This window comes from Winogradskyella sediminis (genome assembly GCF_003387355.1).
In the GTDB taxonomy this organism is placed as follows: Bacteria; Bacteroidota; Bacteroidia; order Flavobacteriales; family Flavobacteriaceae; genus Winogradskyella; species Winogradskyella sediminis.
The window spans coordinates 1,155,664-1,177,006 of record NZ_QUNH01000002.1; the positions used below are offsets into that span (position 1 = coordinate 1,155,664).

General features: G+C 32.9%; 16 protein-coding genes. 10 read left to right on the forward strand and 6 right to left on the reverse strand.

Going from position 1 to position 21,343, the window contains the following annotated elements; all coding sequences use genetic code 11:
- The first annotated feature begins 6 nt into the window (after positions 1-6).
- The 5 genes from pxpB (at position 7) to C8N41_RS12455 (ending at position 3,679) form a co-directional block, all read left to right on the forward strand.
- Positions 7-738, forward strand: a complete 732-nt coding sequence (pxpB, locus tag C8N41_RS12435) for a 5-oxoprolinase subunit PxpB (protein ID WP_092447475.1) — start codon at positions 7-9, stop codon at positions 736-738.
- Positions 731-1,579 carry a 5-oxoprolinase subunit C family protein gene (locus tag C8N41_RS12440; protein WP_115839481.1) on the forward strand — a complete coding sequence of 283 codons (849 nt, stop codon included), beginning with the start codon at positions 731-733 and terminating at the stop codon, positions 1,577-1,579. Before pxpB ends, C8N41_RS12440 begins: the two co-directional genes overlap by 8 nt.
- A gap of 87 nt (positions 1,580-1,666) precedes the next feature.
- Positions 1,667-2,182 (forward strand): hypothetical protein, encoded by a 516-nt coding sequence (locus tag C8N41_RS12445; protein ID WP_115839482.1) that lies wholly within the window; start codon positions 1,667-1,669, stop codon positions 2,180-2,182.
- A gap of 10 nt (positions 2,183-2,192) precedes the next feature.
- Complete coding sequence (locus tag C8N41_RS12450) at positions 2,193-2,897, forward strand: hypothetical protein (RefSeq protein ID WP_092447478.1); 705 nt, start codon at positions 2,193-2,195, stop codon at positions 2,895-2,897.
- Entirely contained in the window at positions 2,873-3,679 is an 807-nt protein-coding gene (locus C8N41_RS12455) for a sensor histidine kinase (RefSeq protein WP_244266685.1), read from the forward strand. Before C8N41_RS12450 ends, C8N41_RS12455 begins: the two co-directional genes overlap by 25 nt.
- On the opposite strand, the gene C8N41_RS12460 is transcribed toward C8N41_RS12455, so the two are convergent.
- The 6 genes from C8N41_RS12460 to C8N41_RS12485 all read right to left on the reverse strand — a co-directional run bounded on the left by C8N41_RS12460 (position 3,676) and on the right by C8N41_RS12485 (position 11,566).
- Positions 3,676-4,377 carry an RluA family pseudouridine synthase gene (locus C8N41_RS12460; RefSeq protein WP_115839483.1) on the reverse strand — a complete coding sequence of 234 codons (702 nt, stop codon included), beginning with the start codon at positions 4,375-4,377 and terminating at the stop codon, positions 3,676-3,678. The genes C8N41_RS12455 and C8N41_RS12460 overlap by 4 nt on opposite strands.
- Positions 4,378-4,420: 43 nt before the next feature.
- Positions 4,421-4,774 carry a four helix bundle protein gene (locus tag C8N41_RS12465; RefSeq protein ID WP_115839484.1) on the reverse strand — a complete coding sequence of 118 codons (354 nt, stop codon included), beginning with the start codon at positions 4,772-4,774 and terminating at the stop codon, positions 4,421-4,423.
- A gap of 57 nt (positions 4,775-4,831) precedes the next feature.
- Entirely contained in the window at positions 4,832-5,650 is an 819-nt protein-coding gene (gene panB, locus C8N41_RS12470) for a 3-methyl-2-oxobutanoate hydroxymethyltransferase (protein WP_092447481.1), read from the reverse strand.
- A gap of 145 nt (positions 5,651-5,795) precedes the next feature.
- Positions 5,796-7,220 carry an L-serine ammonia-lyase gene (locus C8N41_RS12475; RefSeq protein ID WP_115839485.1) on the reverse strand — a complete coding sequence of 475 codons (1,425 nt, stop codon included), beginning with the start codon at positions 7,218-7,220 and terminating at the stop codon, positions 5,796-5,798.
- Positions 7,221-7,346: 126 nt separating this feature from the next.
- Positions 7,347-7,856 (reverse strand): hypothetical protein, encoded by a 510-nt coding sequence (locus tag C8N41_RS12480; protein ID WP_092447483.1) that lies wholly within the window; start codon positions 7,854-7,856, stop codon positions 7,347-7,349.
- 170 nt (positions 7,857-8,026) lie between these two features.
- A complete protein-coding gene (locus C8N41_RS12485; protein ID WP_115839486.1) occupies positions 8,027-11,566 on the reverse strand; it encodes a choice-of-anchor I family protein in 3,540 nt (1,179 codons plus the stop codon).
- A gap of 270 nt (positions 11,567-11,836) precedes the next feature.
- Here C8N41_RS12485 and dnaK point away from each other — a divergent pair, with 270 nt between their 5' ends.
- The 5 genes from dnaK to C8N41_RS12510 all read left to right on the forward strand — a co-directional run bounded on the left by dnaK (position 11,837) and on the right by C8N41_RS12510 (position 21,342).
- Complete coding sequence (gene dnaK, locus C8N41_RS12490; protein ID WP_092447485.1) at positions 11,837-13,756, forward strand: molecular chaperone DnaK; 1,920 nt, start codon at positions 11,837-11,839, stop codon at positions 13,754-13,756.
- A 252-nt stretch (positions 13,757-14,008) separates the two neighbouring features.
- Positions 14,009-15,238: a class I SAM-dependent rRNA methyltransferase gene (locus tag C8N41_RS12495; protein WP_115839487.1), complete on the forward strand. Its 1,230-nt coding sequence runs from the start codon at positions 14,009-14,011 to the stop codon at positions 15,236-15,238.
- A gap of 53 nt (positions 15,239-15,291) precedes the next feature.
- Positions 15,292-16,239, forward strand: a complete 948-nt coding sequence (locus tag C8N41_RS12500; protein WP_115839488.1) for an NAD(P)H-dependent flavin oxidoreductase — start codon at positions 15,292-15,294, stop codon at positions 16,237-16,239.
- 137 nt (positions 16,240-16,376) lie between these two features.
- Positions 16,377-16,697, forward strand: coding sequence for a YtxH domain-containing protein (locus tag C8N41_RS12505; RefSeq protein ID WP_170137123.1), 321 nt, complete (start codon positions 16,377-16,379; stop codon positions 16,695-16,697).
- A gap of 487 nt (positions 16,698-17,184) precedes the next feature.
- On the forward strand, positions 17,185-21,342 hold the full coding sequence (locus C8N41_RS12510) for a PAS domain S-box protein (RefSeq protein ID WP_115839490.1): 4,158 nt from the start codon (positions 17,185-17,187) through the stop codon (positions 21,340-21,342).
- Position 21,343: the final 1 nt, after the last annotated feature.

Here is a 21,343-nt window from a genome sequence, read left to right on the forward strand (position 1 = left end):
AAAATCATGAGCTTTCAGCTTCGATATTCGCAATACAATGAGCGTTCTATTTTAATAGAATGGCCAGCGGATATTAATGAAAACATACTTCAGGATGTCTTAGTTTTTAAAGAAGTGATTGAAAATAACTACCCTAAACAATCAGTTGAAGTAATTTCTTCATATAGCTCAATATTAGTTATTTGCATAATTGCTATTGATAATGTCAATGATAGAATTTTGGACTTGAAGAAACTATATTCAATTCAAAGAGATGTCAAAAAAACAAATTCTAAAACATTTAGAATACCTGTTTGTTATGATGAAGAATTTGCAATGGATTTGGATGATTTTTCTAAAGTAAAAAACCTTTCAAAAGATACTGTTGTAAGGTTACATTCTGAAACGATTTATACGGTATATTTTATTGGTTTTTTACCGGGATTTTTATACTTAGGTGGACTTAATTCAACCTTGCATTTAGACCGAAAAATAACACCTAATCTGAAGGTGAAAAAAGGGGCTGTTGGCATCGGTGGACAACAGACCGGAATCTATCCACAAGACAGTCCGGGAGGTTGGCATATTATAGGAAATTCACCGATCGATTTATTTAATCCAAAACAACATCCACCGTGTTTTATAAAAGCAGGTGATCATATAAAATTTGATCCGATTTCAAAATCAGAATATCAAAATATAAAATCCGAAGTCAACAATCTAAACTTTGATTTCAAAACTTTAGAATTACATGATTAAGGTTTTAAAAGCAGGATTCTATTCCACTATTCAAGACCAAGGTCGTTTTGGGTATCTCAGTTATGGAGTGCCCTTATCTGGTGCTATGGATGCTTATTCTAGTCAATTCGCAAATGCGCTTGTTGGTAATGCTAAAAATGCTGGAATAATAGAAATGACAATGACAGGTGTCGATTTACTATTTTTAAAAGCCACAACGATAGCTATTACTGGTGCTAATATGCGTCCTAAATTGAATGGTAAACCCGTCGTAATGTTTAAATCTATTATTGTGAATGTGAACGATATGCTGACTTTTGGAAAATTAACTAATGGTTTTAGAACGTATTTGGCTGTAAAAGGTGGTGTTTTATCCGAAATGGTGCTAGGTAGTAGAAGTATGCTAAAAGGGATAACAGATAACTTCAGAATTCAAAAAGGGGACTATTTAGAAATGAGTAATGCTTCAAATGTTATAATTCCTAAAAACGCAAAGCTAAAGTTTGATAACTTGTATTTGGATGAGGACACTTTGGAGGTAATGAAAGGTCCGGAATTTGATAAACTCACTACTTACCAGCAAAATATGCTTGTTAGTAGTACGTTTCAAGTTTCAAAATATAATAATCGTATGGCATATCAGCTAGAGCCTTTGGTTCATAATGATTTAGAATCGATATTAACATCACCTGTGTTGCCGGGTACGGTTCAGCTTACGCCATCAGGGCAGCTCATCGTTTTAATGCGCGATTGCCAAACTACAGGAGGTTATCCTAGGGTTCTTCAGTTAACCGAAAAGTCGATAAACATTCTAAGTCAGAAGACTACAGGTAATTATCTAAATATCAGACTAAATGATTAAATCTCTATGAAAACGATTGATTTAAATTTTATATGTTAAATAAAATCAATAATTTACGGTCGCTATTAACAAAACTAACCATTGATTATGAAAAAATTTGGATTGCTTATTATTGGAATTATTTTAGGTGCACTTGCTATGTATTTTTATTGCTGCAATAAGGGTGATATGATAACAGACCCACCAATAATTAAACCTCCGTCAGGAATTATAACACCTGAAGAAATTATGACCTTAGATCAGGCTTATAATGAGCGTTATCAAATTATTAATGATTCTTTATTTAAGGATTCTAAAACTGGAGACAATCGGTCTTCTTGGTATAGATTAGAGGATATTGAAGCTTATTTAGCGTATGCTAAACAGCAAGCAAAAGATAATGGTAACACTTTAGATGGATTGCGCTTGTATCTTGGAGCTTATCCCGATACCAGTACGGAAAAACCCGGTTTAACCACTTTATTTTTTGTGCCAACAGGTTATGCAAATACATCTGAAGGTAGTTTCTTTTCTATGCAAGGAGGAAGCGGTGATTTAAAAAAATCAGATGGTTTAAACATTGGAGGTACAGGTCATCCACCAAGTGCTAATTATCCACAATAGATTTGTTTTAATGGAAGAGTTTTTAAAACAAAACTATTTTTTATTAACTTATTCTGTTGAATTTTTAGCAGCAGTTATTGGCTTGATTCTTTTTAAGAAGTATAGTCATGTTGCTGCTAAATTTTTAATTTATTTTTTAGTTTTTGCATTTTTTATTGATTTACTTCATAGTTATCCACAATACTTAAAGAGCTTGAATAAATTTGATTTAATCGAAGGCACATTGATTGAAAAAAACTATTGGTTATCTAATATATTATGGTTTGGAGGTGTTGTGTGTTTTTTATTTTATGTCAATTATAAAATTAGTAGTAATCCTCGTTTCAGAATAGCTTTAAAATACTGTTTTATAACGTATGTAATATTGTTTGTTCTTTATGGGATTTTTAATTTTGATTTGTTATTTACTACATTAAATTCATTTGTAGCTGTTTTGAGTTTATGGATGATATTAGTGTGTTCGTCCGTATTTTATGTTGAAATATTACAGAGTAATTTAATTTTTCAATTTTATAAATCTATATATTTTTATATCAATACTTGTTTTTTATTGTGGAGTATACTTATTGTTCCTATAGTTTTTTACGAAATTTATTTTTCTACTGCAGATTGGAATTTCGTTATTCTAAAATGGCAAATTTATTTATCCGTTAATATTATCTTTTACTTAACCCTTTCTATAGCTTTAATATGTTGCAAGCCAGAGACCAAATAGTAACTTCAGATGCACAACGATATTTATTGGTTTATATGGTGGGTGTTTTAGTTGTTATCTGTGCACTAATCATTATTTTCTTCATAATATTTCAAAAACGAAAAAATCAACTTTTAATAGATAAAGTAAAGCAACAACAAAAATTTGATGAAGAACTCATAAAAACCCAGCAAGAAATACAAGAAGAAACCTTAAAACATGTTGGTAGAGAATTACACGACAATATTGGGCAAATGCTAGTTATGTCTACCATGCAAATGAATGCCGTTTTAACTGCAGTGAGCAGTGAGGCTAAGATTAAGGTTAATAGTGCAGCGGACACTCTAAAAAGCACATTAGAAGAGGTGAGAGCTTTGTCTAGAACTTTAAATAGTGATGTTATTTTAAATTTAGGTTTTGAAGCTACCTTAAAAAATGAAATCGCACGTTTAAATAAGTCTGGTCTGATTAAAGCTATCTTATCGATCTCAGGAAAAAAGGTGAGTTTTGAGAATAAAAAAGATGAAATTATATTATTTAGAATTCTTCAGGAATTCTTTTCAAATACTTTAAAACACGCTGAAGCGGAACATATACATGTGTCTCTAGATTATTGGGAAGACCATTTGGATATAAAAGTTGAAGATGATGGAGTGGGATTTCATTTAGATAAGGCCGAAAAAGGATCTGGGCTGATTAATATAGAGAAACGAGTAGAATTATTAAAGGGAACATTTCAGCTCAACTCTAAAGTAGATAAGGGTACTGTACTAACCTTAAAATATCCTTATAAAATGGACTAGTCTATACACGCATCCCAAAGCGCATCCTTTGGTAAAGGTGCCGTGATGTATATTTCTTCTTTTTTTACAGGATGTATAAATCGTAGGGTTCTGGCGTGCAAACTGATACTCGCATCTTTATTGCTGCGATTAAATCCATATTTTAAATCCCCTTTAATCGGACAACCTATAGACGCAAGTTGCACACGGATTTGATGATGTCTACCCGTTTCTAAATCTATTTCTAAGACAAAGAAATTATTTAGTGTTTTAATAACCTTATAGTGTAGAATAGCTTTTTTACTACCTTCAATTTCTTTTTTAAAGGCTGTTGACTTATTGTTTTTAGGATTCTTTTTTAACCAATGAATTAAAGTACCATTAGTTTTTGGTGGTTCATTTTTAACAATAGCCCAATAGGTCTTTTTAGCTGTTTTTTCTGCAAATAATTTATTGAGCCTAGGTAGCGCTTTACTTGTTTTTGAAAACATTACAATTCCCGTCGTTGGTCGGTCTAATCGATGGACAACACCAAGATATACATTCCCTTCTTTTTTATACTTGTCTTTTAAATAAGACTTTACCACCTCGCTTAGGGGTTTGTCTCCTGTTTTATCTCCTTGCACAATATCGCCAGCACGTTTGTTGACTACAATAATGTGATTATCCTCGTAGATGACTTGTAGGTTACTTTTATTGGAAAGGATTTTTTTAGACATTATAGAGTATTCGATGTTTAGATCTTTAGACTTTTAGAAAATATTAAATTAAAGTAGATTTAAATTTTGAAATCATTTTGATAATTTCACCTAATTCCGAAAGGCATGATTGGAGTTCATTATCTAAAATAAAATTTAAATCAGCAGAAATAAGTAGCTGAGTTTCTATTTCGTAAGCAGAACCTATTGATATTTGTAAAAATCGAGCAAAACCTTTATTAGAATTTCTAGAGGATCCTTCAGCTATATTTGAAGGAATTGAAACGGATGCTCTTCTCAATTGATTGGTTAGACCAAACTTTTCTGAATCTGGAAATTTTGAAGTAATAGCATAAATTTCAGAGCAGAATAATCTACTTCGTTTCCAAATCTGCAATTCTTTAAATTTATGAGCCATGTTTTAAGTTTAGCTATCTAAGTAGTCTAATAATGTCTAAGTATCTCACAAACTAAATTAATATTGTTCCTCATCATTTGGGAAATCCTCAGACTTAACATCATCTACATATTGTCCAATAGCATTGGTCATGTCTTCGTACAAATTCATATATCGACGTAAAAAACGAGGATTAAATTCATGCGTCATCCCTAACATATCATGTAGCACTAAAACTTGTCCATCTACACCAGATCCTGCACCAATACCAATAACAGGAATAGAAACACTCTCTGCAACTTCTTGAGCCAAGGTAGCGGGTATTTTTTCTAAAACAATTGCAAAACAACCTGCTTTTTCAAGCATTAAGGCATCTTCTTTTAAGCGTTTAGCTTCTTCTTCTTCTTTAGCTCTTACAGTGTAAGTTCCAAATTTATATATTGATTGTGGTGTGAGACCTAAATGACCCATAACCGGAATTCCTGCATTTAATATACGTTTTATAGAATCTTTAACTTCTTTGCCACCTTCCATTTTTACAGCATGGCCACCAGATTCTTTCATAATTCTAATCGCAGATCGTAAGGCTTCTTTAGGATCACTTTGGTAGCTACCAAAAGGCAAATCAACCACAACTAAAGAGCGATCTATGGCTCTAACGACGGAAGAGGCATGATAAATCATTTGGTCTAAAGTTATAGGTAATGTAGTTTCGTGCCCAGCCATAACATTACTGGCAGAATCACCCACTAAAATAACATCTATACCAGCACCATCTACTATTTTTGCCATAGTATAATCGTAAGCTGTAAGCATGGATATTTTTTCGCCTCTAGATTTCATATCAACGAGACTTTTAACGGTAATTCTTTTATATTCTTTTTTTGCTACTGACATCGTTATTCTATTAATTGAATGTAAAAATAAAGAGATTTGTTAAGCTTTGGTTTAATTCAAGCCATAAAATTATGAAATCAATATTTTGACATTCGTATTTTTACCGAATTCTTTAAATAGAGTTGCAGCTAAGATAACCTATAAATTAGCAATCTGTTAAATGAACACCTACAGCTAATCCTCCTTCAGAAGTTTCTTTGTATTTAGAACTCATGTCTTTTGCGGTTTCCCACATGGTTTTAACCACTTTATCTAAAGGTACTTTTACATTTTTAGGATCGGTATCTAAAGCTAGTTCGGCCGCATTTATGGCTTTTATAGCTCCCATAGAATTGCGTTCAATACACGGAATTTGTACCAAGCCACCAATTGGGTCACAGGTTAAGCCTAAATGATGCTCCATAGCGATTTCTGCAGCGACTAAAACTTGCTCTGGTGTGCCACCTAATAACTCACATAAAGCACCAGCAGCCATAGCAGATGAGACGCCAATTTCTGCCTGACAGCCACCCATTGCAGCACTAATTGTTGCATTTTTCTTAAAGATGCTACCAATCTCACTAGCGACTAAAAGGAATTTTTTAATGTGTTTGAAATCTGCATCATGATTTTCTATAACCAAGTAGTACATTAATACAGCGGGTATTACTCCGGCACTTCCGTTAGTAGGTGCGGTCACCACACGCCCTAGAGAAGCATTAACTTCGTTAACCGCTAAAGCAAAGCAGCTGACCCATTTTAAAATTTGACGAAATTTAACTTCTGTTTTTCTTATGGTTTCTAGCCATTCTTGTGGCGTTTCATAAGAATAAGAACCTATAATGTTTTTATGCATATCAAAAGCACGTCGTCTAACGTTGAGTCCACCAGGTAAATTTCCTTCAGTATGACATCCTGTATACATGCATTCTAACATGGTATTCCAAATGCGTTTTAATTCAAAATCTATAGAGTCTTCGTCTCTAATCGATTTTTCATTTTCTAAAACAACTCCAGATATAGGTAAATCTAATTGCTCACAAAACTTAAGTAGTTCTTCTCCGTATGCTATAGGATATGGAAATGTACAATAGAAAATTATTTTATTGGCTTTAGCGACTTTTCGTTCTTCTTGAACAACAAACCCACCACCAATAGAGTAGTAGGTGTATCTGTAATTTCTGCCATTGATTTGAGCAGTGAAAACCATGCCGTTAGAATGGAAGGGTAGTGATTTTCGGTTAAATACAATATTGGATTTAAAATCAAAAGGAATAGCACGTTCATTATTAAACATTAAAACATTAGTCGTTTTAACATCGTCAATGATAGTGTTAATGTCTTCAATAGGCATTCGTTCTGGGTCTGCACCTGTTAAACCTAAAATTACAGCAAAGTCTGTAGCATGACCTTTACCTGTTAGTGATAAAGACCCATAAAGATCTACCGTTATTTTTTCAACTTTATCAAAGCGTTTTTTATCTTTTAACTCTTTAATCCAACGTTCGGCAGCTCGCCATGGTCCTAAAGTGTGAGAACTCGATGGTCCTACACCAATTTTTAGCATGTCGAAAACTGAAATACACTCCATCTAAGAAATCGTTTTTGTTTACTGCAAATATAGGTAGATGTTCATTTAAAGCTGGTAATTTCGAAAATAAAAAAAAGCTTGAAATTGATTCCAAGCTTTAAGATATAATGTTAAAATTTCAAGTATTTATTCAACGAATTCCATAACATCATCATAATTTGTGATATCTAAATTAGTACTATTCACAAAATCTACAGGTAAAACCACAATTCTAAAGGTTTGATTCAACGTGGCAGCCGTTGATAAGTTATTAAAATCGAAGTTTGCTGGTGCATCTATAAATAATCGAACTTCATCAAAGCTGTAGTCATAATTATATTGAAATAATTCACCAGAATCTGTAAAAATAGTTTGAGGTATTAATCTCCAAACATCATTACCAGTAACAGGATCTTGTTCCCAAAGTATATAAGCTAAAGTCATATCGGTATCATAGAGATCGATTGAGCTTGGAATAACTATATATTCTTCATAGTTGTTTTCAGGCAAGAAATCAATTGTTCTTTCGAACGATTGTCCCACAAAGTTTACTCCGTCTAATCCATCTTGTCCATCAAAACCAGGTGGGCCTTGGTCACCTGTACAAGACGTTAATATAAAAGTAAGTGCAAATAATAAAATGGCTATTTTTCTCATGATGATATAAAATTTAATTAATTACTAATGTATTGCTATTTATTATCAAACAGCATGCCCTTTTTATATATTATTAAGATTTTACTTTTAAATGAAAATGAAATGAATTATTACCATAAAAAAAAGCACCCTCAAATGAAGGTGCTTTTCATGGAAATAAATTAGCAGATTTATTTAATTAAAAGCTTAAAGCTTTCACCATTTATTGTTTTCAAAATATAGGTGCCAGCAGTTAAAGTTGGCAATTGAAAATCCATTGTATTTTCTTTAGACACTATTTCACGACCTTGAATATCAAATAGTGAAACAGATACCGTTTTATTAAAGTATACCGTTTGGTTAGATTTTGAAGGATTAGGAAACATTTTTAAAGCTTCAGACTGTAAAGTAAATTCATCAGTACTTAAAGTGTTATTATTAAGTGCATAGAAGCTTAATGTTGAACTTACTTCGTTAGCCATAATAATTAATCCTGTATCATTTGGACTATTTTCTGGAGTCACATAGATTATGCCTTCAGGTCCTAAATCACCACCTTCGTCTTCACCTAAATCTCTATTATTAATATATTTTTCAAAAACAGGATTGTTTGGGTCTGTAACATTATAGGTCATAAACCCTCCAACACGCTCTAAAGTAATAAATGCATAGATTTCACCATCAATTTCAGCAACTGTGACGCCTTCTGGTTCAGGACCTTTATTGTCGCTTCTATTTTTAAAGTTGTTGTTACTATTACTTGCATTAAATAAAGATCCATAAGTTGGGTCATTTGCAGTAATGCGTTCAAAATCGTCACCACTATCAAAAACCAAAGCTACAGTACTTGCATTCCAAATACTAAAAGAACGTGATCCTAAAACGTGAATTTCATCAAAATCACCATCATCGTCTAAATCACCATTAGCATTCGTTGCAGTTAAGCGTCCTAAATTTGAATCTAATTGTAAGAATTCTGCATTTGGAAAAACGGTTGGGTCTAGGTTTAGGTCACTTACACGTTCTTCTTCTTCAAAGGTATCATATTCTCTAGCATCACCTTCATTGGCAGTTACTAAATAAGTAACACCACTAACTTCGTAAGACGCCATGGCATCTGGCATATACATTCCTTTTACTGGCCAATTGGCTAAGAAAATAAAATCGGTATCGTCAGAAGCATCCAAAGTATTGCCTTCTAAACGGTGATCTTTTAAACCTAAAGGTAAAATATCTGTAATAGTGTTAGTAGTTAAATCAATAACACCAATAGCATTGTTTTCTTGAAGCGTTACGTATGCTGTTTGAGAATCACTTGAAAACGTAATATATTCTGGCTCCATATCTTGAGATACGGAAGCATTTGGTCCAAAGATTCTAACACCGGCAGCTTGAAGTGTAGTTAATTGACTATCGAAACTATTAAAGCTAATAGAAGTAACATCAGCTTGTGTAATATTTTCTAAACCACCAGTGACGTCAATAACAGAAATACTACCTTCAGGATCTACAGTATAGTCATCATTTGGTTGGCCTTCGTTAGCTACTAAAAGTTTTGATCCATCAGGTGTAAAACCAACCATATCTGGTAGGTTTCCTGCTGTTACAGTAGAAAGAATATCACCATTTACATCACAAAATACAACTACACCATCTTCTAGAGGTCCTTTAGAAATTCCTAAGGCAACTATATTATTCATGTATGCTACACTTGTTGGGTCACCGTAAGTCGATAAATCAATAGAGCTTATTGTTGAAACGGCATTAATATCAGAAAAGTCTAAGATTTCTAATTTTTGACCTGTTGAGTTTAAAACGAATAAACGTTCAGATACAGGATCATGAGCTACTATTTCGGCAGATCCAGATCCATCTACTAAATAACTTGAGAGATATGTAATATCTAAGTCGTTTGATGGAATAGCAACATTAATATCATTATCTAAAATGTATACTCCTGTAGAACTATGACTACCAATAGTTGCATTGATAGGGTTTGATAATTCTAAAATAAAAAGCTCATCCATTTCAGCATCACTGTCATCTATAATAGGAATAGAAATACTCATAGCTTCTGAAGCATTTGCAGGGAAATTTAAGGTTTGAGTAGTGAACGTAAAATCATCGGTTTCTGTTGCAGTTAATAATTCAGTAACCAAATTTATATCTATAGATACCGCACTACTAGGTGTTGTAGATAATTCTACTGTAACATTGATAGCTGTACCATCTTCATTGATTACAAATGTGCTTTCAGAAAAACTGACTTGTGGTATAATGTTAGTAACTGGGCTGTATATTCCAGGTGAAGCAAATACTTCATCACCTAAAGATGAACCAACTAAATTTGTCGCTGGTACCCAGTTAGTCCCTTCATTAAAATCAGCATTAGGGTTTAATAATTCTAAAGAAGGACCATCTCCATCTGCAATTGTTGGCCATGGAGCGTCATCGCTATATTCCACTTGTGAAATCACTGTACCTTCAGAGTTTTTAATTTCTAATAATTCTCCTCCATTACCTAAAGCATTAGAAATCGCTTGGGGCATATCTAAGAATGAGACACCATAAAACGCATCGGCACTTGCTTTGTCGGTTGCTAGTAATACTATATCACCTGCGTTAAGTGCTATTTCAGGAAAAACAAAGTTGAAATTACCTTCATCATTAACCGTGATGCCTCCTAAATTTATTGAAGCACTACTAGTGTTGTATATTTCTAAAAACTCAAGTGCATTTGAATCATCAGACGGTGCGTTGTACATTATTTCAGTAATAATTAAACCTGTAGTTAAAGCATTGTAAAATAAATCTTCACTGACATAAGCTGTAGATTGAATGTTAGTAAAGATATCTGCAATATTATTAACAGTAACTGTGTATGCTAAACCTTCTGTAAAACCATCATGTGTAATAGTTGCAGTTAACGTGGAATTGTCATAAACTACCGTGTTAATAGTTAACGCAGGACTAAATACATAGTTAGCTAAAGTTTCAGCTGTAACAGGAGTAACTTCTTCTGTAAAGACAATCTTCAATGTGGTTTGGTCTAAAACAGAAACATTAGCAACGCTCGGAGGATTGGTATCTGTAGTAGCAATATCAAATGCAGTTGTATTAAATGGTATACTTGCATTGTTTTCAAAATTATAGTTACTCATGTTATTCAAAGCAACTCTATAACCATTAGCGGTAAATCCTGTTCTTGGACCGTTGTAATCAGCCAAAGAGGTTCCGTTAGCATAGGTTATAGCTGTAGAGCCAAACGAGAGGCCTGTGCCAAGTAATCCAGTTCCTGCACCATCATCAAAAGCAGAGGCAGAATTGGCAACAGCTGTTATAAAGGTTGTTGGTGTATCTACATCGATACCTTGATAAACAAAAATAGCTTCAGATGATGCTGAAATTCCACCAGGAGAACCCACAATTGTGCCGTGTGACACATTTGGAGTGGCACTTATAGTGTAAAACGTAATAATGGTTCCGGCAGAAATAATACTAGATCCTGTTTGCCATTCGTAATTGGCTTCGCCAGAATTAAATGAGGTACCTGTCCATTCCTTATCCGAAAAATAAATAATGCTGTTGGCTGGTATATCAACAAATGTCACTAGCGCAAAATCGTCATCGTCATTGGCATGAAAAGCCGTAAATGCCATGTCTCCTGTGTTCAGTTGAGCACTTGCTAGGCATGAAAAAAAGAGTAATAGTAAACGTAAAATGTGTTTCATAATGTTTGGTTGTTTTTAGTTGTTGTGAAATTATCAACCAAACATGTCTAAATGATGTACTCTATATTATCTATGAATGAAGAAACTTTTAAGAATGTTACGTAGATGTATACTTATTGTTGCTGCGTATAATAATGAGGTAACAATTTAATAAAGTGACATCATGTCATATTTTTTGTCATGGCATAATCATTGACTATTAGTTAGCGAGTTTAAAATTAATAACACTATAATTTCCGTGAAAGCGGAAAACAAATAACAAATATAATTATGAGTAAGATTATTGGAATTGATTTAGGTACAACTAACTCTTGTGTTTCTGTAATGGAAGGTAATGAGCCTGTTGTAATCCCAAACGCTGAAGGTAAGAGAACAACACCTTCAGTTATCGCTTTCGTTGAAGGTGGTGAAATTAAAGTTGGAGATCCAGCAAAAAGACAAGCCGTTACTAACCCAACAAAAACCGTTTATTCTATTAAACGTTTTATGGGGAATAAGTATTCTGAGTCTAAAAGCGAAGCAGAGCGTGTACCATATAAAGTGGTTAAAGGTGATAACGATACTCCTAGAGTAGATATCGATGGACGTTTATATACACCTCAAGAATTATCAGCAATGATTCTTCAGAAAATGAAGAAAACTGCTGAAGATTATTTAGGACAAGATGTGTCTGAAGCTGTAATTACAGTACCAGCATATTTTAACGATGCACAACGTCAGGCTACAAAAGAAGCTGGTGAGATTGCAGGTTTAAAAGTTCGTAGAATTATTAACGAACCAACAGCAGCAGCCTTAGCATACGGAATGGATAAAAAAGGTACAGATCAAAAAATCGTAGTATTCGATTTTGGTGGAGGTACACATGATGTTTCTATCTTAGAATTAGGTGATGGAGTATTTGAAGTATTATCGACAGACGGAGATACGCACTTAGGAGGTGATGATGTTGATGAAAGAATCATTGATTGGTTAGCAGAAGAATTTATCGCTGACGAAGATATGGACTTACGTAAAGACCCAATGGCTTTACAACGTTTAAAAGAAGCTGCTGAAAAGGCGAAGATAGAATTATCTTCTTCTTCTCAAACAGAGATTAACTTACCTTATGTTACGGCTACAGCAAGTGGACCAAAACACTTGGTACGTACCTTAACACGTTCTAAATTTGAACAGTTAATTGATGATTTAATCAAACGTACAATCGAACCATGTGAATCTGCATTAAAAGCAGCAGGTTTATCAAAATCTGATATCGATGAAATCATTTTGGTTGGTGGTTCTACACGTATCCCAGCAGTTGTAACAGCAGTAGAGAAGTTCTTCGGTAAAGCGCCTAGTAAAGGGGTGAATCCTGATGAGGTTGTATCTTTAGGTGCAGGTATCCAAGGTGGTGTATTAACAGGTGATGTAAAAGACGTTCTTTTATTAGATGTTACACCATTATCTCTTGGTATTGAAACTATGGGTAATGTAATGACGAAGTTGATTGAGGCAAATACCACGATTCCGACTAAGAAATCGCAAGTATTCTCAACAGCAGCAGATAATCAGCCTTCTGTGGAGATTCACGTTTTACAAGGTGAGCGTCCGATGGCAGCAGATAACAAAACAATTGGTCGTTTCCACTTAGATGGTATTCCACCAGCAAGACGAGGAACACCTCAGATTGAAGTAACATTTGATATTGATGCTAATGGTATCATCAAAGTATCTGCAACAGATAAAGCAACAAATAAATCACAAGATATTAGAATCGAAGCATCATCTGGATTAACAGAAGAGGAAATCCAAAAAATGAAGCAAGATGCTGAAGCTAATGCAGAAGCGGATGCTAAAGCAGCAGAGAATGCTAAAAAATTAAATGAGGCAGATTCTATGATTTTCCAAACTGAAAGTCAACTGAAAGAATTTGGAGATAAGTTATCTGATGATAAGAAAAAGCCAATTGAAGAGGCTCTTGAAGAATTGAAGAAGGCATACGAAACTAAAGATATCGCAGTTATCGAGCCAGCTTTAGAGAAAATCAATGAAGCTTGGAAAGTAGCAAGTGAAGAAATGTATAAAGCTCAGGCAGAAGCACAAGGAGGAGCGCCAGAAGGTGGACCAACCGATGCAGGAGCAGGTGCTAAAGGACAAGCCGCTGACGAGAATAGTGATGTTGAAGATGTAGATTTTGAAGAAGTGAAGTAAGCGGTAAACTAAATTTTCTTAGAAAATTTTAGTGATTCCTAGATCTCGAATTTAATTTGGGACGTCACTTAAACCATAAGTTAAAAAACGCAATCATTAATTTGGTTGCGTTTTTTTATTTTTAAAGTTTCAGAGTCAGATTTAAAGATGCAATATTATTCAAAATATTCTAATATTAATCAGAATGCATCGATTTGCTCGAAACGACGGCTCAATTTTTGTACTTTCACAGCGACTAAATTCAAATTATAAATGTCATTTTCAAATCATATAAAATCAAGCCTGCAACCCAAACGCTTAGCTGTAAAACTCAATGCAAAAGGCGAACAATTTGTCGTTAAGGGACATCCTTGGGTCTTCTCAAATAGCATTGTTAAAATTAATGATAATGCTAAAACAGGTGATTTAGCAATTGTTTTCAGCAAAAATAAAAACAAAGTTATTGGCCTTGGCTTATACGATGCTCATTCGCCAATTAGAATTAAGATGATTCATCAAGCAGAAACCAAAGTTGAAATCAATGCAGCTTTTTTTTATCAGAAAATTCAATTAGCTTTTAATAAACGCTTAGAGCTATTTCAAACCAACACTAATAGTTATAGATTGTTATTTGGTGAAAATGACGGTTTTCCGGGTTTAATTGCAGATGTGTATAACCAAGTCTTAGTCGTAAAATTATATTCAGAAATTTGGTTACCTTATCTAGATTCCATTTTGAAAAGTTTACAGGAGGTGTCTAAATCCAAGACTATTGTAATGCGTTTAAGTAGAGGTTTAAAGCTTAGTCAGAATCACGCTATAAAAGATGGTGAGGTTGTGTATGGTTTACTTGAAAATGAAGTAGTAGAATTTGTAGAACATGACGTGAATTTTTCAGCTAATGTTATAAAAGGGCATAAAACAGGCTACTTTTTAGATCATAGAGATAACAGGCGACGTGTTGGAAAATTAAGTAAAAATAAAACGGTATTGGATGTCTTTTCTTATGCAGGTGGATTTTCAGTACATGCCTTAGCAAATGGAGCTACTGAGGTTACGAGTTTGGATATTAGTAAACAAGCTTTAGATATAGCACGCCAAAATGGAAAACTAAATAATTATTCTGGAAAGCATAAAACCATTTCTGGAGATGCTTTTGCCCAAATGAAATCTTTAATACAGAACGGGAAAACCTATGATGTTGTGGTGATAGATCCTCCAAGTTTTGCAAAACAACAATCCGAAATTGATTTAGCTAAAAAGAAATATGCACAGCTAGCTGAACTCGGAGAGCAGCTTACCGCAAAAGAAGGGCTTTTGGTCTTGGCGTCATGTTCTTCTCGAGTTATGGCGCAATCATTTTTTGATTTAAATGCTCAGGTTTTAAATTCTAAATCGCGACTTTTTGAAACCTTCTTGAAAACTACTCATGATATTGATCATCCAATTTCATTTGTAGAAGGTGCATATCTAAAATGTGGATATTATCAGTTTTTAGAATAAAAGTGTTATGCATGCATAATATTTTTTTATATATTTGAATAAACTAATAATGTATGCAAACTAAACTAACCGAACTTCTCGATATCAAACACCCAGTGATTCAGGCACCAATGTTTTTGGTTTCTAATGTTGCGATGGTTACAGAAGCCATGAAATCCGGAATAGCTGGCTGTATTCCGGCATTAAATTACCGAACTTTAGAAGAATTAAGAGATGCCATACAAACGTTGAAGAAAAATAAAGTTGAAGGAGGGGCATTTGGATTTAACTTAATTGTTAACAAATCTAACGTTAAGTACAAAGGTCAACTAGAAGTACTTTGTGAAGAAGGTTGTGACTTTATTATCACCTCATTAGGAAGTCCAGAAGAAACGATTAAACAAGCACATGCAGCTGGTATTAAGGTGTTTTGCGATGTTACCGATTTAAAATTTGCCAAAAAAGTAGAACATTTAGGAGCAGATGCTGCTATCGCTGTAAATAATGAAGCTGGTGGACATAGAGGAAATTTATCACCAAAAGAATTAACCAATCAATTGAGTAAAGCCTTAGAAATTCCTGTAATTTCAGCAGGAGGCGTAGGGTGTAAGGCTGATATAGATAAAATGCTAAGCTATGGTGCAGAAGGAGTTTCTGTAGGTAGTCCTTTTATTGCGTCTATAGAAGCTGGTGTCACAGAAGAGTACAAACAAGCATGTGTAGAATATGGAGCTAAAGACATTATTATGACCGAACGTATTTCTGGCACACCATGTACAGTGATTAATACTCCATATGTTCAGAAAATTGGCACAAAAGCTACTTGGCTAGAAAATCTATTAAATAAAAACAAGAGTTTAAAGAAATGGGTAAAAATGATTCGTTTTTCTATAGGTATGAAAGCTACTGAAAATGCTGCGAAAAAGGCGACCTACAAAACCGTTTGGGTTGCAGGTCCTAGTATTGAACATACTCATAAAATTCTTCCAGTTAAAGCTATTGTTGACAAGTTAGTGTATTAGTCATTATATATAGAAAAAAGTAAATTTAGAACAGCATAGATGATTTATAAATCACTGGTAATAATTTGTTTGTAACAAAACTATAGGTTTCACGACGTATAATGTACAACACATGTTTAATCAAAAAAAAATACGTTATGATACATAAAGGAGCATTAGTATTAGGTGCCATATTAGGAGCTACGGCAGGAGTTTTATTGGCACCAGAAAAAGGAAGTGTAACAAGAGAAAAACTTAAAAAAGAAGGGAAAGAAATTAAAAATCAAATAACTTCTGATTTTGTAGAAGTAAAAGAAGATTTATCTAAAGCCGCTGTATCTGGCAAAGAAAAATTAAAACAAGATTTAGAAGATTTTGCTTCAAAGTCTAGTTACAAAACAGAGCAAGCAATTACCTTGTTAGAAAAACAATTAGCCATTCTCAAATCAAAAAATAAGACACTTCAAAAGCAAGTTTAAGATGAAGTATAACGATGCAAATTCTTTTTAGAATTTGCATTTTTTATTGCTACATAATTTTTGAATGTATATAAAATAACTTGATCCTCTTTTAAATTAAATATTAATTAAATTTTTCACCACAAAAACACTAATATTTCATGTTTGTTTAGCTTTAGTTAATACTCAATAACCAAAGAACTCAAATTTTATAATATATTGTGTGTTTATTTTTATTTTAAGTCTAACTTTCTTAATTTCACGTATATATAAATTTTATTACAATTTGTAATTTTAATCCTGTTATTAAGATTTAAATGTTTGTAGTAAAATATTTTTTGTATTTTAACATTTTATTATAAAAATTTAACACCCCAATTCTAATCACTTATATTTTCTTTTTCGAGCATATGGCTTGTAGATTTTCAGAAATTTTATTTTAAAAGAAAGCACCAAATATGGTGTTATATTGTGTTGGTTAAGACTAGGTTTGATTTAAGGAAGATAAATGAAAATATTAGAGAAATCGATTAAGTATAAATACCTACTATTTGTATCTACATTTATTTTAATAATTCTTGCTATGTTGCTTTTTATTCAGCATAGTATAAATTCTCAAATTACGGATGCCCATTTAATAAATGTTTCTGGTCGTCAACGTATGTTAAGTCAGAACTTAACAAAATTAGCCTATAAAATTAACTACAACGAGGTTGAAGAGAATAATGAGAAGTATATAAAGACTTTAGATTCTATATTAACAGAATGGGAAACGAGGCATCGCTACCTCCATGACATTAATAAAGATAAATGGAAAAATAAGACCATTGATTCTTTATTGTTAATTAATGAAAAATATCAAGAAGGCATCTATACAGCAGGAATGCGTATTGTTGAAAATTCTGATAAAAGCAATTTGCAAAACGACGTTAATCTAATCTCTAGTTTAGAAGAGCCATATTTACTTAATACCGATATTCTAGTCTTAGAATATCAAAAAGCTACCGAAGACCATTTACAAAGATTAAAAACAAATATTTACTTATTTGTTGGTATTGCTTTACTTATTGTATTAGGTCAATTTTTATTTATGGTGATGCCTATCACCCGAAAATTATTTGAAAGAAATAAGGCTTTAAAGAGAGCTAATACATCTTTAGAGGCATCTGAAGAAAAATTGTCTCAAAATATTTCTGAGCTCAAGAGGTTAAAATCTAATATTGAATCTAGTGAATTTTTTAATCAGATGTTTATTGAGCAACTTCCAACACCTGTGGCAATGCTAGATAAGGATTTACGTTATATTTCGGTTTCTAGAGAATGGATTAAAGTATTTAAACTGGAAGGAGAAGAGGTTATTGGTAAATTACATTATGATGTATTTCCGGAGATTAGTGAAGAATGGCGAGAAATAAATAGACGTTGTCTTAAAGGTGAAAAAAACCGTTGTGATGAAGCTCCTTTTTTTAGAAAAGATGGTTCTGTACAGTGGGTATATTGGGACACCATTCCTTGGTATAATACTGAAGGTGCTATTGGTGGTATCGTAATAAGTACTGGTGATATTACGAATTTAAAAAACAATGAAACTAAAAATAAGCGTATAAAAGATATATTATATAAAATTAACGAGGTGGCAAGAATTGGAGCCTGGGAAGTTGATTTAGTAAATAATAAATCCTTTTTAAGCGATGCGGTGCGAGACATACATGGTATATCAAAAGATTATAAAATAAGTACAGAAAAGGGGATTCAATTTTATAAAGAAGGAAAAAGTAGGGACACACTTATTAAAGCACTGAATGCTGCTATAAATGACGGCACACCCTATGATCTAGAGTTAGAAATGGTTAATACCAAAGGAGAGGTGATATGGGTACGCTCAATTTGCCAAATAGAAAGCGTTAATGGGAAAAGTGTTAGACTATATGGGTTAATGCAAGATATTAATAATAGAAAACTCTCACAGCTAGCATTAAAAAAGGCAAATGCAGAATTGAACGCTATATTTAACACTAAAGCAATAGGCATTATTACAACAGACTTAGATCGTAACATAAATAAATTTAATCCAGGTGCCGAAATTCTTACAGGATACTCGGCTTCCGAAGTCATAGGAAAGGAAACTCCAAGGTTATTTCATTTAACACCTGAATTAGATGCTTTTAAGGCAGATATAGCAAAGCGTTATGGCAAAGATGAAGAAGGCTTTGATGCACAACTAGAAATGTCAAAATATAATGATTTTGATATGCGCGAATGGAATTACCTAAGAAAAGATGGAAGCCTTTTACCTGTGCAGTCAACATTAACGTCCATTAAGGATGAAGAAGGTAACCATATTGGGTATTTGGGTGTCTCAACAGATATTACAGAGAAAAAAATTACAGAGAACGAATTAATTCGAAAAAATCAATTACTAAATTTTGCCGAAGAAATCACCTTAATGGGCAATTGGCAATGGGATACGGTAGCAGATTGTGTTCGCTGGTCTGATAGCTTATATAAAATTTTTCAACTCGATGAAACGATACGAGAATTAAGTTTTCAAACGTATTTTGACTTTGTACATCCTGATGATAGAGATATCGTTACTGCGTACTTTAATAATATAGAACACGATAAACGACTCAATGTATTTACCCATCGCATTATTGCAGGTGATGGTAAGGAAAAATATATAGAGCTTTTAGGAGAGGTGATTACTGACGAAAATGGTGATATTGTAGAAATGATAGGTACCTGTCAAGATATTTCTGCTTCCAAAGCTGCTGAGAAAAAATTATACGAAGCACATACACAACTAAAGGCTATATTCAATTCAGGACCTATAGCGATAATGTCTTCGGATAATAGCGGGATTCTAAATCACTTTAATTCGGGTGCTGAAATTTTACTCGGTTATAAAAAAGAAGAGGTTGTAGGCATTAAAGAACCGGAAATTTTTCACATCGAAGAAGAATTGGAAAATTTTAGAATAGACATTGCAAAAAAATACAATAAAGATTTAGAAGGTTTTGATCCTTATTTAGAAATAGCTAAAAATAATGCCTTTGATACCAGAGAGTGGACTTTCAGAAGAAAAGATGGTTCTACATTTCCTGTAGAATTAACATTAACCGCCATTAAAAATAGTGAAGGAGAGAAAATAGGATTTTTGGGAGTGTCAACAGATATTTCTGAACGTAAAAAAGCAGAGCTTGAAATCATTAGAAAAAATCAATTATTAAGTTTTGCTGAAGAGTTGAGTCTTATGGGCAATTGGCGGTCAGATTTTGTGAATAATAAAGTTGAATATTCTAGATACATGTTTTGTATTCTTGGCTTAAATGAAGATGCAGAAATAAATTATGACACCTACTTTAACTGTATTCATCCAGAAGACCTTGAATTAGTTGTTAAACACCGTGAAAAGGTTTTTAAAGATAAAATATTTGAGGATATCGTTCACAGAATTAAGTTGGCTAATGGTACAGAAAAAATAGTACAAATACGCGCAGAAGTAATTACAGATCACCATGGTAATATTACTGAAATATTTGGTACATGCCAAGATGTTACAGCTCAAAGAATGGCTGAAAATAAATTTAGAGGACTTTTAGAGTCGGCTCCAGATGCCATGGTTATTGTTAACGAAAAAGGACAAATACAACTTATAAACAAACAGGCAGAACGCTTGTTTGGGTATTCTGCAGATGATTTATTTGAGGAATCTGTAGAGGTTCTTATACCTAATCAGTTATCTGGAAATGCAGACTTGCAGTCAAATACAATTTTTAAGAATGGAGATTTAAGCTCACTAGGAGTAGAAAATATAAAAGAGTTTACAGGAAAAAACAAAGAAGGTAAAGAAATTCCTATTCAAGTAAGTTTAAGTCCTCTAAAAACTGAAGAAGGTATATTAATTTCTGCAGCCATTAGAGATATTACAATTCAAAAATCAGCAAAATTAAAGATTATAAATGCAAAAAATGATTTAGAAAAATTAGCTCAGAAATTAATAATTCAAAATACACAATTGGCAGATTTTGCTCAGATTACATCACATAATTTACGTGCTCCAGTAAGTAATCTCAATGCACTTTTAGGGTTTTATAATGATTCTGATGAGGAAGAAAAAGCAATTTTAGTTAAGAAATTTCAGATGGTTACCAATCATCTTACAACCACATTAAACACTTTAGTAGAAGCAATTAAAGTTAGAAGTGATCATGAGAAAGAAAGAGAAGATATTAAATTTGACGATGTTTTAAAGTCCACTACCGAAATTTTAGCAGGTGAAATTATTGAAACCAATGCTATAATTAAGACCGATTTTTCAAAAGTTCCAATAATTAATTACAATAAAATTTATTTAGAAAGTATTTTTCTTAACTTGCTCAGTAATACATTAAGATATAGATCAAAGGATCGTATTCCAGAGATTTATATTGAATCAGCTATTAATAACAGTCAAGTAGTTCTTAAAATCAGTGATAATGGCTTGGGTATCAATTTAGATAGACATGGTCATAAAATATTTGGTCTTAACCAAGTATTTCACAGACATCCAGATGCTAAAGGTATTGGTTTATATATGACCAAGACCCAAATAGAAGCTATGGGAGGAACCATTGCAGTTTCGAGTAAAGTTAATGAAGGGACAACATTTACAATACAGTTTTAAA

What these genes read in the sequence shown, in the direction of transcription:
- pxpB (WP_092447475.1), top strand. Translation starts at nt 7, where the DNA reads ATGAGCTTTCAGCTTCGATATTCGCAATACAATGAGCGTTCTATTTTA.
- C8N41_RS12440 (WP_115839481.1), top strand. Translation starts at nt 731, where the DNA reads ATGATTAAGGTTTTAAAAGCAGGATTCTATTCCACTATTCAAGACCAA.
- C8N41_RS12445 (WP_115839482.1), top strand. Translation starts at nt 1,667, where the DNA reads ATGAAAAAATTTGGATTGCTTATTATTGGAATTATTTTAGGTGCACTT.
- C8N41_RS12450 (WP_092447478.1), top strand. Translation starts at nt 2,193, where the DNA reads ATGGAAGAGTTTTTAAAACAAAACTATTTTTTATTAACTTATTCTGTT.
- C8N41_RS12455 (WP_244266685.1), top strand. Translation starts at nt 2,873, where the DNA reads ATGTTGCAAGCCAGAGACCAAATAGTAACTTCAGATGCACAACGATAT.
- C8N41_RS12460 (WP_115839483.1), bottom strand. Translation starts at nt 4,377, where the DNA reads ATGTCTAAAAAAATCCTTTCCAATAAAAGTAACCTACAAGTCATCTAC.
- C8N41_RS12465 (WP_115839484.1), bottom strand. Translation starts at nt 4,774, where the DNA reads ATGGCTCATAAATTTAAAGAATTGCAGATTTGGAAACGAAGTAGATTA.
- panB (WP_092447481.1), bottom strand. Translation starts at nt 5,650, where the DNA reads ATGTCAGTAGCAAAAAAAGAATATAAAAGAATTACCGTTAAAAGTCTC.
- C8N41_RS12475 (WP_115839485.1), bottom strand. Translation starts at nt 7,220, where the DNA reads ATGGAGTGTATTTCAGTTTTCGACATGCTAAAAATTGGTGTAGGACCA.
- C8N41_RS12480 (WP_092447483.1), bottom strand. Translation starts at nt 7,856, where the DNA reads ATGAGAAAAATAGCCATTTTATTATTTGCACTTACTTTTATATTAACG.
- C8N41_RS12485 (WP_115839486.1), bottom strand. Translation starts at nt 11,566, where the DNA reads ATGAAACACATTTTACGTTTACTATTACTCTTTTTTTCATGCCTAGCA.
- dnaK (WP_092447485.1), top strand. Translation starts at nt 11,837, where the DNA reads ATGAGTAAGATTATTGGAATTGATTTAGGTACAACTAACTCTTGTGTT.
- C8N41_RS12495 (WP_115839487.1), top strand. Translation starts at nt 14,009, where the DNA reads ATGTCATTTTCAAATCATATAAAATCAAGCCTGCAACCCAAACGCTTA.
- C8N41_RS12500 (WP_115839488.1), top strand. Translation starts at nt 15,292, where the DNA reads ATGCAAACTAAACTAACCGAACTTCTCGATATCAAACACCCAGTGATT.
- C8N41_RS12505 (WP_170137123.1), top strand. Translation starts at nt 16,377, where the DNA reads ATGATACATAAAGGAGCATTAGTATTAGGTGCCATATTAGGAGCTACG.
- C8N41_RS12510 (WP_115839490.1), top strand. Translation starts at nt 17,185, where the DNA reads ATGAAAATATTAGAGAAATCGATTAAGTATAAATACCTACTATTTGTA.